A 15409-nucleotide genomic window follows, 5' to 3' on the forward strand; every position below is an offset into this window, starting at 1 on the left:
AGCGTAGTCCTGAAGCGCTGCTTGTAGGCTTTCGCGCATGTCAGTCGCGGTCCGTGTCATCCCCTGTCTCGACGTCGACCGGGGCCGGGTGGTGAAGGGGGTCAACTTCACCAACCTCGTCGACGCGGGCGATCCCGTCGAGCTCGCCAGGGTTTATGACGCCGAGGGCGCCGACGAGCTGACGTTCCTGGACGTGACCGCGTCGAGCGGTGACCGCGAGACGACGTTCGACGTGGTGCGCCGCACGGCAGAACAGGTCTTCATCCCGCTCACGGTCGGTGGCGGCGTGCGCAGCCCCGAGGACGTGAACAAGCTCCTGCGCGCGGGCGCGGACAAGGTCAGCCTCAACACGGCTGCCATCGCACGGCCCGAGCTGCTGCGCGAGTGCTCGCAGCGCTATGGGGCGCAGTGCATCGTGCTCTCCGTCGACGCGCGGCGCGTGCCCGGCGGCACCGGCTTCGAGGTGACCACGCACGGCGGCCGCACCGGCACGGGCATCGACGCCATCGCGTGGGCGGCCAAGGGCCAGGAGCTGGGTGTCGGCGAGATCCTGCTGAACTCGATGGACGCCGACGGCACCAAGGCCGGGTTCGACCTCGAGCTCATCGAGCTGGTGCGGCGCGAGGTGGACGTGCCGCTGATCGCCAGCGGCGGCGCCGGTGCGGTCGACCACTTCCCGCCCGCCGTGGCCGCCGGCGCGGACGCCGTGCTCGCCGCCAGCGTGTTCCACTTCGGACAGCTCCGCATCGGCGAGGTCAAGGACGGCCTGCGCCAGGCCGGCGTGGTGGTGCGATGACGACCCTCCGGACGCCGGTCGAGGTCCGGGTGGCCTCGGCGGTCGCGTTCGGCGGCGCGCTGGTGTTCTTCGTGGTCGGGCTGTTCCTGTGGCGGTCGACCGGCGACGCGAACGTGCTCAAGCTGCCGTCGTTCCTCGCCCTCGTCGAACTGCCCGTGGCGGCGGCGTTGTTGCTGCGGCTGCGTTTCGTGCACTACCCGGCGATGATCGTGTTCATCCTCGTCGCCCTGCTGCACCTGGTGATCGCGCTCGCCGACGGTCCGGCGTGGGCCCGCGTCGCGTCCGGGGTGCTGTCCGCCGTGCACATCTACGGAGTGGTCCTGCTCAACACCGGGCCCGCTCGCGAACACCTGGGAGGACCCCGTTGAGCAGCCCGCTCGATCCCGCCGTCTCCGCGCGGCTCAAGCGCACCCCGGACGGCCTGGTCTGCGCGGTGGCCCAGCAGCGCGGCACCGGCGAGGTGCTCATGGTGGCGTGGATGGACGACGAGGCGCTGCACCGCACGCTGACCACGCGCCGCGCGACCTATTACTCGCGCAGCCGTCAGCAGTTGTGGGTGAAGGGCGAGACCTCCGGGCACACCCAGTACGTGCACGAGGTGCGGCTGGACTGCGACGGCGACACGTTGCTGCTGACCGTCGACCAGGTGGGCGCCGCCTGCCACACGGGTGACCGCACGTGCTTCGACGCGACGGTGCTGCTCGCCGACGCCTAGCTCAGGTCGCCGGTCAGGTAGTGCTGCAGGTTCGGCGCGACCGCCTTGACGACCGTCTCCAGATCCGTCGACGCCAGCGGTTCGAAGTGGACGACGTACCGGACGATGCCGAGCCCGACCATCTGGGTGGCGCAGAGCGTGGCGCGCAGCTCGCGCTGCTCGGCGCCGATCTCCGCGAGCACGTTCTTGAAGATCGCGTTGATCAGGAACGACTTCAGGGCGCCCGCCACCTCCGGCTGGCTGGTGACGCTGCGGATCAGTGCGGCGAACGTGCCGCCACCGGTCGCGTCCCACACGGTGACGAACGTGCGGATGATGCGTTCGCCCGCTTCCTCGACCGGGCCGTCGAGCAGGCGTTTGAGGATCTCGGCCGGGTCGAACGGGAGCTGCAGCACGGACTGGGCGAACAGGCCCTCCTTGCCGCCGAACCAGTGGTTGACCATCGCGGCGTCGACGCCCGCCTTGGCGGCGATCGCGCGTACCGTGGCGCCGTCGTAGCCTTTCTCGACGAACACCTCGCGGGCCGCGGCGATGAGCGCGGCCCTGGTGTCTTCGCCCGCGGCGCGACGCCCGCGTCGTTTCTGGTTCACTTGCTCCACAGGGCCATAGTTCAACAGATGTTGAATTTATGCAACAATTGACGGCATGGTGAGCGTCATCGGGGCTGTGGCCGCCGCTGGTCTGGGGGCCGTGAGCCCAACGCGCGAGGAGTTCCGGGAGCTGGCGGTGAACCGCCGGGTGATTCCGGTGGTGCGCAGGCTGCTGGCGGACGCGGAGACCCCTGTCGGCCTGTACCGCAAGCTCGGGGCCGATCGGCCGGGCACGTTCCTCTTCGAGTCGGCGGAGAACGGGCGCTCGTGGTCGCGGTGGTCGTTCATCGGCGTGCGGTCCACGGCGGCGCTGACGGCGACCGGCGGTGAGGCGTTCTGGACGGGCACGCGGCCCGTCGGCCTGCCGGACGGTGGCGACCCGCTGCTGGCGTTGCGCGAGACCATCGAGGTGCTGCGCACGGACCCGTTGCCCGGCATGCCCCCGCTGACCGGCGGCATGGTCGGCTACATCGGCTACGACGCGGTGCGGCGGCTGGAACGGCTGCCGAACATCGCCGAGGACGACCTGAAGATTCCCGAGCTGGTCATGCTGCTGGCGACCGACCTCGCCGCGCTCGACCACCACGAGGGCACCGTCACGCTCATCGCGAACGCCATCAACTGGGACGACTCGCCCGAGCGCGTCGACGAGGCGTACGACGACGCGGTGCGCCGCCTCGACGAGATGACGACGGCGCTGCACACGCCCGCGCCGCCGACCACCGCGGTGTTCTCGAGGCCCAAGCCGGAGTTCCGGCGCAAGCGGTCGCAGGCCGAGCACTTCGCGGCCGTCGAGAAGGCCAAGGAGGCCATCCGGGCCGGCGAGGCGTTCCAGGTCGTGGTGTCGCAGCGGTTCGAGATCGACACGGACGCGGACGCGCTCGACATCTACCGGGTCCTGCGCACCTCGAACCCCAGCCCGTACATGTACCTGCTGCGCCTCGACGGCTTCGACATCGTCGGCTGCAGCCCGGAGGCGCTCGTGACGGTGCGCGACGGCAAGGCGACCACTCACCCCATCGCGGGCACCCGCTGGCGCAGCGAGGACCCGGAGGAGGACGCCCTGCTCGAGAAGGACCTCCTCGCCGACCACAAGGAGCGCGCCGAGCACCTGATGCTCGTCGACCTCGGCCGCAACGACCTGGGCCGGGTGTGCAAGCCGGGCTCGGTGCACGTCGTCGACTTCTTCAAGGTCGAGCGGTACAGCCACGTCATGCACATCGTGTCGACCGTGACCGGTGAGCTCGCCGAGGGCAAGACGGCCTACGACGCGGTCGCCGCGTGCTTCCCGGCCGGCACCCTGTCCGGTGCGCCCAAGCCGCGTGCGATGGAGCTCATCGAGGAGCTGGAGCCCACGCGGCGCGGCCTCTACGGCGGCGTGGTCGGCTACTTCGACTTCGCCGGCGACGCGGACACCGCCATCGCCATCCGCACCGCGCTGGTGCGGGACGGCGTGGCGTACGTGCAGGCAGGCGGCGGCATCGTGGCCGACTCGGACCCGCTGGCCGAGGACAACGAGTGCCTGAACAAGGCGGGCGCGGTGCTGGCAGCGATCGCCACCGCGCAGACGATGGCCCCGGCCGTTGACCGGTAGCCGTCCACTGTGGATCGCCGCACTCCTGCTCGTGGGTGCGGCGGGCGCCTACTGGGGCGCGGGCTCCGTGCCGCTGGCGCTGCTGAGTCTCGCCTCCGTCGCCGCGGTGGTGGCGGTCAGCGGCCTGGCCCGCCGGATCCTCGGCGTGCTGCTGGTCGGCGTGGGCATCGCCTCGGCGTTTCAGGGCCACTGGCTCGCGATCGCCGCAAGCGTGCTCGTGGTGGCCTCTGGCGCGCTTCAGGTAGCGCTGGGGGCTCGAATGCCGAAGATCGGGGTAGGCGGGCAGAAGGCCCGCCCGCACGACCCCGAGACGGACATGTGGCGCGCGCTGGAGCGAGGCGATGATCCAACCGACGATAAGGCCCCCGGCGGGCCATCCTCGAACGAGTGAAGATCATTCGCCCACGTTCACGCATGTGACAGGCGCACAACCTCGGCTAGCTGCGTTGACACGGAACCCCCGGTGGCTGGGGCGTTACTCCGCCGGGGTTAGCATCCCCATAGCGGGAAGGGGAGCAACACTGTGACGGTTCTTGAGTCGATCCTCGAAGGTGTGCGTGAGGATCTCGCCGCTCGCGAGGCTCAGTTGTCCTTCGACGTGGTCAAGGAGCGCGCGGCGAGGACTGCCCCGCCGCTCGACGTGATGTCGGTGCTGCGCGGGCCGAACGTGGGTGTCATCGCCGAGGTCAAGCGCCGCAGCCCCTCCAAGGGCTCGCTGGCGGAGATCCCGGAGCCGGCCGAGCTCGCCTCGGCGTACGAGGCGGGTGGCGCGTCGGTCATCAGCGTGCTCACCGAGCAGCGCCGGTTCGGCGGTTCGCTGGCTGACTTCGACGCCGTCCGCAGGACGGTGAAGATCCCCATGCTGCGCAAGGACTTCATCGTCGCGCCGTACCAGGTGCACGAGGCGCGGATGCACGGCGCGGACCTGGTGCTGCTGATCGTGGCCGCGCTGGAGCAGAACGCCCTGGTGTCGCTGCTCGACCGGGTCGAGTCGCTCGGCATGACGGCGCTCGTCGAGGTGCACACCGCCGAGGAGGCGGACCGTGCGCTGGAGGCGGGGTCGACGGTGATCGGCGTGAACGCGCGCAACCTCCACACGCTGGAGATCGATAAAGACGTTTTCGGCCGCATCGCCCCTGGACTACCCTTCGAGACGATCAAGATCGCCGAGTCGGGTGTGACCGGTCCCGGTGACCTGATGGCTTACGCAGGTGCGGGCGCTGACGCGGTGCTCGTCGGCGAGAGCCTGGTGACCAGCGGCGACCCCAAGGCCGCCGTGAACAAGCTCGTGACAGCGGGTTCACACCCCGCGTGCCCCCGGCCCAGCCGATAGGGCAGTCGACAACAGCGCCAGAGGAGCTACCCGATGGGCCAGTTCACGCCCACGCCGCACGATCCCGACGCACGTGGCCACTTCGGCCCGTGGGGCGGCCGGTTCGTCCCGGAGGCCCTGATCGCGGCGGTGGACGAGCTGGCCACCGAGTACGACAAGGCGCGCCTGGACCCGGACTTCGTCAACGAGTTCAAGCGCCTGCTGCGCGACTTCGCCGGCCGTCCGTCCCTGCTGACGGAGGCCCCGAAGTTCGCGGAGCACGCGGGCACGCGCGTCTTCCTCAAGCGTGAGGACCTGAACCACACCGGTTCCCACAAGATCAACAACGTGCTCGGCCAGGCACTGCTGACCAAGCGCATGGGCAAGAAGCGCGTGATCGCCGAGACGGGCGCGGGCCAGCACGGCGTCGCGACCGCGACGGCCTGCGCGCTGCTCGGCCTCGACTGCGTCGTCTACATGGGCGAGGTCGACACCGAGCGCCAGTCGCTCAACGTCGCCCGCATGCGCCTGCTGGGCGCCGAGGTCATCCCGGTGAAGTCCGGGTCCCGGACGCTCAAGGACGCGATCAACGAGGCGTTGCGCGACTGGGTCGCCAACGTCGACGAGACCCACTACCTGCTCGGCACGGCCGCGGGCCCGCACCCGTTCCCGCTGCTGGTGCGCGACTTCCACCGCGTCATCGGCATCGAGGCGCGCGAGCAGATCCTGGAGAAGGCCGGCCGTCTCCCGGACGCCGTCGTGGCGTGCGTCGGCGGCGGTTCGAACGCGATCGGCATCTTCCACGGCTTCATCGACGACGCCGACGTGCGCCTGGTCGGTGTCGAGCCCGGTGGTTCGGGCATCGACAGCGGCAGCCACGGCGCGACGCTGACCGCCGGCACCCCCGGTTCGCTGCACGGCGCGATGTCGTACGTCATGCAGGACGAGGACGGCCAGATCACCGAGGCGCACTCGATCTCCGCCGGCCTCGACTACCCCGGCGTGGGCCCGGAGCACTCGCACCTGAAGGACATCGGCCGCGCCGAGTACTTCCCGGTGACCGACGCCGAGGCCATGGAGGCGTTCGCGCTGCTCTCGCGCACCGAGGGCATCATCCCGGCGATCGAGTCGTCGCACGCCCTCGCCGGCGCCCTGAAGCTCGGACCGGAGCTCGGCCCTGACGGCCTGCTGGTCGTGAACCTCTCGGGTCGCGGGGACAAGGACATGGACACGGCCGTTGCGTACTTCGGCCTCGGGGACGGGGGACAGGCCTGATGTCGCTGGCAGACGTTTTCGCCACGGCGCGCGCGGAGTCGCGTGCGGCGCTGATCGGCTACCTGCCCGCGGGCTTCCCGACGGTCTCAGGTTCCAAGGACTACCTCCGTTCGATGGTCGAGTCGGGCTGCGATCTGGTCGAGGTCGGCCTGCCGTTCTCCGACCCGGTGATGGACGGCCCCACCATCCAGGCGGCCGCCGAGCAGGCGCTGCGCGAAGGCTTCCGGGTGCGCGACCTGTTCGACGTCGTGTCGTCCGTGTCCGAAGCCGGCGGACGCGCCGTCGTCATGACCTACTGGAACCCCGTGCTGAAGTACGGCGTGGACGCCTTCGCGCGTGACCTCGCGGCCGCCGGTGGCCTCGGGATCATCACGCCCGACCTCGTGCCGGACGAGGCCGACGACTGGATGGCCGCGTCCGCCGCCCACGGCCTGGACCGCATCTTCCTGGTCGCGCCGTCGTCGACGTCCGAGCGCATCGAGATGACCGCGCGTGCCTCCTCCGGGTTCCTGTACGCCACCTCGGTCATGGGCGTGACGGGTGCCCGCGACGTGGTGTCCTCCGCGGCTCCCGAGCTGGTTGCGCGGGTGCGTGAGCACACCTCGATCCCGGTCGGTGTCGGCCTTGGCGTGCGGTCCGGTGCACAGGCCGCCGAGCTGGCTGCGTTCGCGGACGGGGTCATCGTCGGGTCGGCGTTCGTGTCCGCTGTGGCCGAGGGGGATGGGGCTGTGCGTGCTTTGACCGCTGACCTCGCCAAGGGTGTGCGTTCGGCTGCTGCCACGGTCTGAGTCGCTGTGATTGCTCGCCGGGCCGTCGCCTGTCGGTCCGGTGAGTGCATCGACTGCGGCTGCTGATCCTGTGGCTGTTGACTCCGGGGTCGTTGGCTCTGCGGGCTGCTGAGCCTGGTGCCGTTGGCCCTGCGGGCTGCTGAGCCTGGTGCCGTTGGCCCTGCGGGCTGCTGAGCCTGGCGCCGTTGACCCCGTGGCCGTTGACCCCGTGGGCACCTGAGCCTGCGGCCCGGTGACCGTGTGGCCCAGTGACCTTGCGGCCCGGTGACCCCGTCGGTGAAGCCGGCTCTGCAGCGTCGGCTTCACCTGAGTTGTCGGGTGGCGCGGTTGAACTGTCGAACAGATCTAGCGGTTGAACACTGTGCTCGCCATCGAGTGGTTGTCGGGATGGCGGGTATTCAGTTGTGGGGAGAGCGGCCTCCTTTCGGCTCATCGAGGTTCCTCCAAGAGCATGACACAGATTCGAACACCTGATCGAGTGAATGTTGGTCGGTTGGCCCCAAAACCCCCTTTGACTGTCGGTCCGGCCTGCGATCGTGGCGTCATGCACAAGCCAGCCATTCGCCCGGCGTGCCACACTGGTGTTCGCCGGGCGGTTTTCGGAGGTGATGCCCAGTGGCGGCTCCAGCAGAGACGGCATCGGCCGACTACCTGTTGCCCAGGCACGTGGGTCCCTGGTCGCTCGACGACGTCCTGTCGTTGCCGGAAGACAACAGTCAGCGCGTCGAGCTCGTTGACGGGATGCTTCTGGTGAGCCCGCTCGGTTCCTACCGGCACCAGAACCTGGTGTTCGATGCGGCGGCCGCCCTGCGCGCTGCCTGTCCGGAGTACTTCCAGACGACGATCGAGCTGAACGTCCTGCTCTCCAGCGGGCGTCTGGTGATCCCGGACTTCACGGTCGTGCGGCCACGAGAAGCGGGCGTCATGTTCCCGGTGTCCGACGTGGTGCTCGTCGGCGAGGTGTTCTCGCCGAGCACTCGGCTGAACGACGAGGGTCTGAAGCGCAGCCTGTACGCCAGGGCGGGCATTCAGTACTACCTGATGGTCGACCCTGAGCCGGGTGTCGTCGAGGCCACGCTCCTCGAACTCCAGGGCGAGGAGTACGTCGAGATCGCGAAGAGCGACAACGGTGTGCTGCAGACCGAGCGGCCGTTCCCGGTCACCATCAAGTTCTAGTCACCATCAAGTTCTAGCCGTACAGCCACTCCAGCCGTTCGTGCAGGTCGTCGACGGTCCACGAGGCGAACATCGCGTCACGGGCCGCGGCAGCGGAACCGGCTGGGTGGTAGACCTCCCTGCCCATCAGGCGTGAGGCGTGGTGGACGCGCGCGGTGCGCTCCATGCGGAGCGACGCGTACCGCGCAAAAGAGCCGGCCACGTCGCGGGGGTCGAACACCGACGAGAGACACACGGCGTCTTCCAGCGCCTGGCAGGCACCCTGGGCGGCGTACTGCAGCACGGGGTGGGCGGCATCTCCGAGCAGCACCACTCGTGAGTCCTGCCAGGACGTGATCGGCGCCCGGTCGCACAGCACCCATGCGCGCCACTCGTCGGCCAGCTCCATGATTCGCGTGGCGTCTTCGCACAACGGCGTGAAATGTCGCATGACCTCGGCGTGCTCGACCGGCTTGCCGGTCATCGGCTCGGTGGCGCCGTTGTCCGTGGTGGCCACCAGGTTCACGTACCGCCCGCCGGCGATCACGTACCAGACGACGTGGAAGCGCGGTCCGGCCCAGAGCGTGACGACGTTGTCCTTCAACGCGCGTGGCACTTCGTGAGCCGGGATGACCGCGCGAAACGTGGTGTGCCCGGACACGGGTGGATCCCCGTCGCCGACGAGTTGCCGCCGCACTGCCGAACGCAGTCCGTCCGCGCCGATCAGAGCCGACCCGCGGACCACGTTCCCTGACCGCAGCACCGCCACGACCCCGGAGGAGTCCTGTGTGTACGACTCGACACCGCTGCTCACCCGCAGATCGACGAACTCGTTGTCCTGACAGGCATCGAGCAACGGCGTCAGCACGTCGTTGCGATGCACCACCGCGTACGTGCCGAACCGCTCCTGGAAGCCGGAGCCCAGGGACAGCGAGGCGATCAACGAACCCGAGACACCACATCGCAGGCGTAACTCGTCCACGTGCACGGCTCGTGACCGCACCGCCGGCCCGACCCCCAGTGCGTCGAGCATCCGGAACCCGTTGGGTCCCACCTGGATGCCCGCGCCGATCTCCTCGAACACCGCCGCAGCCTCGAGCACTGTCACGCGATGCCCGGCCCGTGCGAGCCCGAGCGCCGTCGCCAGGCCTCCGATACCGCCGCCGACCACCAGGACCGTCATGTCCGACCTTTCGCGAGACCGCCCACAGACCGGTCCGAGTATCTCGGCTTCGCGATCACGAACCCCCTAAGAAGGTCACGAACCCACCTAGTGCCGTAACGGCCGGCACGCGGCGTGATCGACGACGCGCCGCAACCGTCTGACCGGCGGAACACTGGCGGATCACCGGCGGATCACTGGCCGGAACACGGGCGAGACACCCGCGAGACGCTGGCGAAACACGAGGGAAAGGCAGGTGATCACGGCACACGAAGGTCACGAAGCTCTGACGATCGCGCGTCCGAACGAGACGCCCACAAGCCGACCGGTACGGTGGGCGCCGTGTTGGACGCCCTTCTGGCCACGATTCCGAGCCCCGACCGCGGTGTGTGGTACCTCGGTCCGCTCCCCATCCGTGCCTACGCGCTGTGCATCATCGCCGGGATCATCGTCGCCATCTGGTGGGGTGAGCGCCGCTGGGTAGCCCGCGGGGGCATCAAGGGCGAGGTCACCGACATCGCCGTGTGGGCGGTGCCGTTCGGCCTGGTCGGCGGACGGCTGTACCACGTCATCACGGACAACCAGAAGTACTTCGGGCCGGGCAAGAACCCGCTCGCGGCGCTGGAGATCTGGAACGGCGGCCTCGGCATCTGGGGCGCGATCGCGCTCGGTGGCGTGGGCGCGTGGATCGCCTGCCGCCGCAAGGGCATCCCGCTGCCCGCGATGGCGGACGCCCTGGCGCCCGGCATCGTGGTGGCGCAGGCCATCGGGCGGCTGGGCAACTACTTCAACCAGGAGCTCTACGGCGGCGACACCACCCTGCCGTGGGGTCTGGAGATCTACCGCCGCGTGACGCAGGAGGGTCGTGAGGACGCGCTGGCCGGCGTCGCGATCGATCACACGCCGATCCAGATCGTGCACCCGACGTTCCTCTACGAGCTGATCTGGAACCTCGGCGTCGCCCTGCTGGTCGTGTGGGCGGACAAGAAGTTCCGCCTGGGCCACGGCCGGGCGTTCGCGGTGTACGTCGCGGGCTACACGGCCGGTCGGTTCTGGATCGAGATCATGCGCACGGACGAGGCGACGCTGATCTTCGGTCAGCGCGTCAACGTGTTCGTGTCCGCGCTGGTCTTCATCGGCGCGGTCGCCTACTTCCTCGTCGCCAAGTCGCGCGGCGAGCGTGAGGACGTCGCCGCGCTGCGAGCCGGTGCCGAGCCCGACGGGGACACGCCGGTCGAAGCCCCGGACAGGGCCGAAACCGCGGACAAGGCCGGCGAGGCCGACGAGGCCGAGGACAAGGGCGTCACCGACGCGGTCGTCGAGGACGACAAGAACATCGAGAAGACGAACTCCCCGGAGTCCGTGAAACCGGAGTGACCCTGTGCGCGTGCTCGTCGTCGAAGATGACGACCGGGTGGCCAGAGGCCTGCTGACCGCGTTGCGGCACGCCGGCTACGAGGTGCATCGGGTGGCCACGGCCGCCGACGCGCTGCGTGCCGCGCCCGCCGACGTCGTTCTGCTCGACCTCGGCCTGCCCGACGGCGATGGCCTGGACGTGCTGCGCGAGCTGCGGCACCGTCCGGGCACCGCCGTGATCACGGTGACCGCGCGCGGCGAGGAGCGCGAACGCGTGCTCGGTCTCCGCGCGGGCGCCGACGACTACGTGGTGAAGCCGTTCGGCACGTCCGAGCTGCTGGCGCGCATCGAGGCTGTGCTGCGGCGTACGCGCGCGCACCGCGCCGGACCGGAGAGCGAGACCTCCATCGAGGTCGGTCCTCTCCGGATCACCACCTCGACGCGTGCCGTCACGCTGGCCGGCGAGCCCCTGTCGTTGACCCGCAAGGAGTTCGACCTGCTCGCCCTCCTCGCCACCCGCAAGGGCGAGGTGGTGAGCCGCGACTTCATCACGGACCAGGTGTGGCAGGCGCACTGGGAGGCGCCGTCACGCACTCTCGACACGCACATCGCGGCGTTGCGCGGCAAACTCGGCGGACACATCAAGATCGAGACGGTCCGCGGGGTCGGCTACCGGCTGGTCGTCTGACTTCGGGGTGATGTAGCTCCGAGAGACATCCACAGGCAGTTGCGGAACAATCACCGCTGATGCTCCGCCGACTCCTCGTCATCATGGTCCCGCTGCTCGTCGCCCTCGTCGCGGCGCTCGGCATCCCGCTCGCGTCCGCAGTGGTGCAGCGGGAGACCCAGACCACCTATCTCGATCGTCTGGGCGACGCCAGCAGGTTCGCCTCGCTCGGCGAGAGCGGGCTGCAGTCGGACCGGCTCGAGGCACTCAGCCAGGAGATCCAGGTCTACGACCGCCTCTACGACATCCCGGTGGCCCTGGTCAGCGCCGACAAGCGGATCCTGCTGTCGTCCAGGCAGGGCTTCAACCCCAGCAACGACGCCGCGGTCGCGCCCGCGCTCAACGAGGCGCTGAACGGCATCCAGCCCAAGCCCTCCTACACGGGCTGGCCGTGGCGCACCGGTCCGATGATCGTGGTCGAGCCCGTCGGACGGGACAGCGAGGTGGTGGCCGCCGTCGTCACCATCTCCCAGACGCGCGGCCTCAGGACCGAGGTGCTGCGTCAGTGGGGCCTCATGGCCTTGGCAGGTCTCGCGCCGATGCTCGCGGTTGTCGCCGCCGCCTGGCCCATGTCGCGGTGGGTGCTCAGGCCCGTCCGCAGGCTCGACGAGGCCACCGCCGCCGTCGCCCAGGGCAACCTCGACGTGCGGGCGGACGAGGTCGGCGGACCGCCGGAGCTCAGAAGGCTCGCGAGAAGCTTCAACACCATGGTCGACGTCGTCGGCAGGGCGCTGAACAGGCAGAGGGCGTTCGTGGCCGACGCGTCGCACCAGCTGCGCAACCCGCTGGCGAGTCTGCGGCTCGCCGTCGACAACCTCGAGCCGCACGTCGACGGCGAACTCGGCAAGGAAGCGCACCAGATCGCCGTCGAGGAGGCGGAGGAGATGGGCCGCGTGCTCGACACGCTGCTCGCCGCGACCCGCCTCGACAGCGCCCGCAAGACCGAGCCCGTCGACATCGACCAGCTGCTCGCGACCCACCGGCCGGCCTGGCAGGCGCTCGCGAGCAAGGCGGGCATCACCCTGAAGATCGACGTGCCGGCCGGCCTCACCATGCAGGAACCGCCCGGCGGGCTCGGCAGCGTGCTGGACGAGCTGGTCAGCAACGCCATCCGGCTCGCCAACGCCACCGAGGTCCGGCTCACCGGCACACCCGGCGAGCTGCACGTCGTCGACAACGGCGACGGGCTGAGCGACGAGGAACGGGAGCTGGCACTGCACCGGTTCTGGCGTGCCACCAAGCACCAGAACATCGCGGGCACCGGGCTCGGGCTCGCCATCTGCACCGAGCTGATCGAGTCGGCCGGCGGCACGCTCACCCTGCACGACGCGGGGCCGGGCCTGGACGTCCGGATCGCCCTCAGCGCTTGACGGAGCGGAACCACCGCACGGCACCGTCGTGCAACGGGACCCGGCCGGTGGCGATGCCGGTGCGGACGTTGATCCGCGACGCCTCCGGGTGCCCCTCCACGATCCGCGCCGTCTCGGTGAACACCGTGCGGGTGACGACCTCCACCACGTCCGCGCTCAGCGATTCGCGCGCCAGCAGCAGGTTCGGCACCGCGAACGTCTTGTTCGCCAGCACGCCCTCGTAGGTCGCGGCGGGGATGGTCGCCGGGATGTACGGGCCGGGGTACTGGGTCGCGAACTTCACCGCCTCCTCCGGGATGTCGATCAGCCGCACGTTGCCCTTGAGGTCCGTGATCGCGGGCGTCGGGATGCCGGTCAGCGCGAGCATCGCGTCCAGCGATCCGTCCGCGACCCGGCGGGAGGCCACCGCGTGCGCCATGCGTTCGTCCATTGCGGACAGCCGGAAGAACCTCATCATCCGCTCGCCGGTGAACTCCGTGCCGGAGCCGCTGGGGCCCAACGAGATCCGCTTGCCGGCAAGATCGCTGAACCGCTGGATCGGCGACTTCGTCGGCACCGCGATCTGCATGAAGCTGTCGTAGAGCCTGCCGACCGCGCGGACGCTCTGCGGTTCGTCGATGGGGTCCAAAGAGGACAGCGCGAGCTGGGCTTCACCTGAGCGCAGCAGCTGGAGGTTCTCAACCGATGCAGCCGTCGGGATCGCGGTGACCTTCGTACCGGGCAGCTGCTCGGCCAGCGCGGCCGCCAGTGCCCCGCCCACCTCGCGGAACACCGCGCCTTCCGGCCCGGTGGCCAGCACGAGTTCGGCGGGTGCTTCGACCCTGCGCTGGGTACACCCGGTCAGAGCAAGGGCGGTGCCTAGCAGAAGTGTGCGACGGCTGAGCGACACACACAAAGACTAGCCGTTACGTCAGAGCTGTCTGAAGTTTCCGTGTGTCGCCTTGTCGCTGGTCGTGGCGCGGCTCACCCTCACTACCCAACACGAAGTTCGAGGAGGAACCGTGGCGACCACCACCACAGGGCGCAAACCGATCTACAAGCACCTCTACTTCTGGGTGCTGGTCTCCATCGTGCTGGGCGCCGCCGTCGGATTCCTGTTCCCGAAACAGGCGTCCGAGATGAAGTGGCTCGCCGACCTGTTCGTCAACCTCGTCAAGGTCGTCATCGCGCCGACCATCTTCGCGACGATCATCGTCGGCATCGCGGGGCTCGGCAACCTCGCCAAGGCGGGCGGGCTCGCACTGCGGACGATCCTCTACTTCACCGCGATGACCACGGTGGCGCTCGCCATCGGCCTCATCGTCGTGAACATCGTCCAGCCGGGTCACCACGGCGGCGAGATCGCGCTCAACGCGAGCCAGGCCGACGCCACGCTGAAGTCCGCTTCGACGGCGGAGACCGGTGTCACCGGCTTCATCCTCAGCCTGGTACCCAAGTCGTTCGTCAGCGCCTTCACCGACGGTCAGTTGATCCAGGTGCTCGTCGTCGCGATCCTGGTGGCGATCGCGGTGGCCGGCATGGGTGAGCGCGGCGCCAAGGTCGTGTCCGCGATGGACACCCTCTCCAAGGTCATGTTCGGCATCATCAAGCTCGTCATGTACGTCGCCCCGATCGGTGCCTTCGGCGGCATCGCCTACACCGTCGGCAAGTTCGGCGGCAGCGTGCTGGGCAAGCTGGTGTGGCTGATGGGCTCGTTCTACGCCACCTGCATCCTGTTCATCGTCGTGGTGCTCGGCATCGTGGCGCGTGTCGCCGGCTTCAGCCTGTTCAAGTTCCTGCGCTACATCAAGGACGAGATCCTGATCGTGCTCGGCACCTCGTCCAGCGAGTCGGTGCTGCCGCGCATGATGGTCAAGCTCGAGGCGGCCGGTGCGCAGAAGTCGGTCGTCGGCCTCACCATCCCGACCGGGTACTCGTTCAACCTCGACGGCACCTGCATCTACCTGACCATGGGCGCGATCTTCATCGCCCAGGCCACCGGTCACGACGTGTCGCTCGGCGTGCAGATCGGCCTGCTGCTGTTCATGCTCATCGCGTCGAAGGGCGCGGCGGGCGTCACCGGCGCCGGCCTGGTCACGCTGGCCGCGTCGCTGCAGGCCTTCGAGGCCCACTCGGCCATCCCCGCGGTCGGCATCGCGCTGATCGTCGGCATCGACCGGTTCATGTCCGAGGCCCGCGCCATCACGAACGTGATCGGCAACGGTGTCGGCTCCCTGGTCGTCGCCGCCTGGCAGAAGGGCCTCGACAAGGACCGCCTGCGCGAGGTGCTCGACAACCCCGACCTGGTCGACGTGGACGACCTGCTGTCGAAGCAGCACGGCGAAGAGAAAGAGCCTGCTGCGGCTCACTAGGAACGTCCGTGACCGGGGGCGTCTCTCCCCGCCTCCGGTCACGAGACCAACGACCTCCATGTATGCCGAGGCCTCGTTCTTCCCGCATGCGGCGCGGGAAGAACCGGGTCTCGGTTTCGTTTGGCCGTCAACAATGGCGTGGACAGTGGCCGATCGGCTGCAGCCGGTTTCGAGTGAGCGTCCGCTAACTGGGACGACAGTGGTGCAACCTGCGTAAA

Annotated in this window: 16 protein-coding genes; 13 read left to right on the forward strand and 3 right to left on the reverse strand. The window is 69.3% G+C overall.

What is annotated here, in order from left to right:
* Positions 1–37: 37 nt before the first annotated feature.
* From hisF to hisI, 3 genes are read left to right on the forward strand one after another with little or no spacing between them, the layout of a single operon-like run.
* On the forward strand, positions 38–796 hold the full coding sequence (gene hisF / locus ACIA8G_RS39455) for an imidazole glycerol phosphate synthase subunit HisF (RefSeq protein WP_396423889.1): 759 nt from the start codon (positions 38–40) through the stop codon (positions 794–796).
* On the forward strand, positions 793–1164 hold the full coding sequence (locus tag ACIA8G_RS39460) for a hypothetical protein (RefSeq protein WP_396423890.1): 372 nt from the start codon (positions 793–795) through the stop codon (positions 1162–1164). The genes hisF and ACIA8G_RS39460 overlap by 4 nt, the downstream gene beginning before the upstream one ends.
* Positions 1161–1511 (forward strand): phosphoribosyl-AMP cyclohydrolase, encoded by a 351-nt coding sequence (gene hisI / locus ACIA8G_RS39465; protein ID WP_396423891.1) that lies wholly within the window; start codon positions 1161–1163, stop codon positions 1509–1511. Before ACIA8G_RS39460 ends, hisI begins: the two co-directional genes overlap by 4 nt.
* Here the strand turns inward: hisI and ACIA8G_RS39470 are convergent.
* Positions 1508–2101, reverse strand: coding sequence for a TetR family transcriptional regulator (locus ACIA8G_RS39470; RefSeq protein ID WP_396423892.1), 594 nt, complete (start codon positions 2099–2101; stop codon positions 1508–1510). The genes hisI and ACIA8G_RS39470 overlap by 4 nt on opposite strands.
* 55 nt (positions 2102–2156) lie before the next feature.
* Between ACIA8G_RS39470 and ACIA8G_RS39475 the strand changes: the two genes are divergently transcribed.
* The 6 genes from ACIA8G_RS39475 to ACIA8G_RS39500 all read left to right on the forward strand — a co-directional run bounded on the left by ACIA8G_RS39475 (position 2157) and on the right by ACIA8G_RS39500 (position 8246).
* On the forward strand, positions 2157–3695 hold the full coding sequence (locus ACIA8G_RS39475) for an anthranilate synthase component I (RefSeq protein ID WP_396423893.1): 1539 nt from the start codon (positions 2157–2159) through the stop codon (positions 3693–3695).
* Positions 3685–4086, forward strand: coding sequence for a hypothetical protein (locus ACIA8G_RS39480; protein WP_396423894.1), 402 nt, complete (start codon positions 3685–3687; stop codon positions 4084–4086). The genes ACIA8G_RS39475 and ACIA8G_RS39480 overlap by 11 nt, the downstream gene beginning before the upstream one ends.
* A 132-nt stretch (positions 4087–4218) precedes the next feature.
* Positions 4219–5028, forward strand: a complete 810-nt coding sequence (gene trpC, locus ACIA8G_RS39485) for an indole-3-glycerol phosphate synthase TrpC (RefSeq protein ID WP_396423895.1) — start codon at positions 4219–4221, stop codon at positions 5026–5028.
* Between the two features lie 33 nt (positions 5029–5061).
* Positions 5062–6282 carry a tryptophan synthase subunit beta gene (trpB, locus tag ACIA8G_RS39490; RefSeq protein WP_396423896.1) on the forward strand — a complete coding sequence of 407 codons (1221 nt, stop codon included), beginning with the start codon at positions 5062–5064 and terminating at the stop codon, positions 6280–6282.
* Positions 6279–7070 carry a tryptophan synthase subunit alpha gene (trpA, locus tag ACIA8G_RS39495; protein WP_396423976.1) on the forward strand — a complete coding sequence of 264 codons (792 nt, stop codon included), beginning with the start codon at positions 6279–6281 and terminating at the stop codon, positions 7068–7070. Before trpB ends, trpA begins: the two co-directional genes overlap by 4 nt.
* Before the next feature lie 615 nt (positions 7071–7685).
* Positions 7686–8246: a Uma2 family endonuclease gene (locus ACIA8G_RS39500; RefSeq protein ID WP_396423897.1), complete on the forward strand. Its 561-nt coding sequence runs from the start codon at positions 7686–7688 to the stop codon at positions 8244–8246.
* 13 nt (positions 8247–8259) lie between these two features.
* Here ACIA8G_RS39500 and ACIA8G_RS39505 read toward each other — a convergent pair whose 3' ends face one another.
* Positions 8260–9408 (reverse strand): FAD-dependent monooxygenase, encoded by a 1149-nt coding sequence (locus ACIA8G_RS39505; protein WP_396423898.1) that lies wholly within the window; start codon positions 9406–9408, stop codon positions 8260–8262.
* Between the two features lie 321 nt (positions 9409–9729).
* Here ACIA8G_RS39505 and lgt point away from each other — a divergent pair, with 321 nt between their 5' ends.
* The 3 genes from lgt to ACIA8G_RS39520 are packed head-to-tail and all read left to right on the forward strand — an operon-like array spanning position 9730 to position 12840.
* The gene (gene lgt / locus ACIA8G_RS39510; protein WP_396423899.1) at positions 9730–10764 is read left to right on the forward strand and encodes a prolipoprotein diacylglyceryl transferase; all 1035 of its coding nucleotides are present in this window, start codon (positions 9730–9732) and stop codon (positions 10762–10764) included.
* Between the two features lie 4 nt (positions 10765–10768).
* A complete protein-coding gene (locus tag ACIA8G_RS39515; RefSeq protein WP_396423900.1) occupies positions 10769–11431 on the forward strand; it encodes a response regulator transcription factor in 663 nt (220 codons plus the stop codon).
* A gap of 59 nt (positions 11432–11490) precedes the next feature.
* Positions 11491–12840, forward strand: a complete 1350-nt coding sequence (locus tag ACIA8G_RS39520) for a sensor histidine kinase (RefSeq protein WP_396423901.1) — start codon at positions 11491–11493, stop codon at positions 12838–12840.
* On the opposite strand, the gene ACIA8G_RS39525 is transcribed toward ACIA8G_RS39520, so the two are convergent.
* Positions 12830–13729, reverse strand: a complete 900-nt coding sequence (locus tag ACIA8G_RS39525; RefSeq protein WP_396423902.1) for a TAXI family TRAP transporter solute-binding subunit — start codon at positions 13727–13729, stop codon at positions 12830–12832. The genes ACIA8G_RS39520 and ACIA8G_RS39525 overlap by 11 nt on opposite strands.
* 112 nt (positions 13730–13841) lie before the next feature.
* Between ACIA8G_RS39525 and dctA the strand changes: the two genes are divergently transcribed.
* Positions 13842–15191, forward strand: coding sequence for a C4-dicarboxylate transporter DctA (gene dctA, locus ACIA8G_RS39530; RefSeq protein WP_396423903.1), 1350 nt, complete (start codon positions 13842–13844; stop codon positions 15189–15191).
* Positions 15192–15409 lie beyond the last annotated feature (218 nt).

It is taken from the genome of Lentzea sp. NPDC051213 (assembly GCF_044455585.1).
In the GTDB taxonomy this organism is placed as follows: Bacteria; Actinomycetota; Actinomycetes; order Mycobacteriales; family Pseudonocardiaceae; genus Lentzea.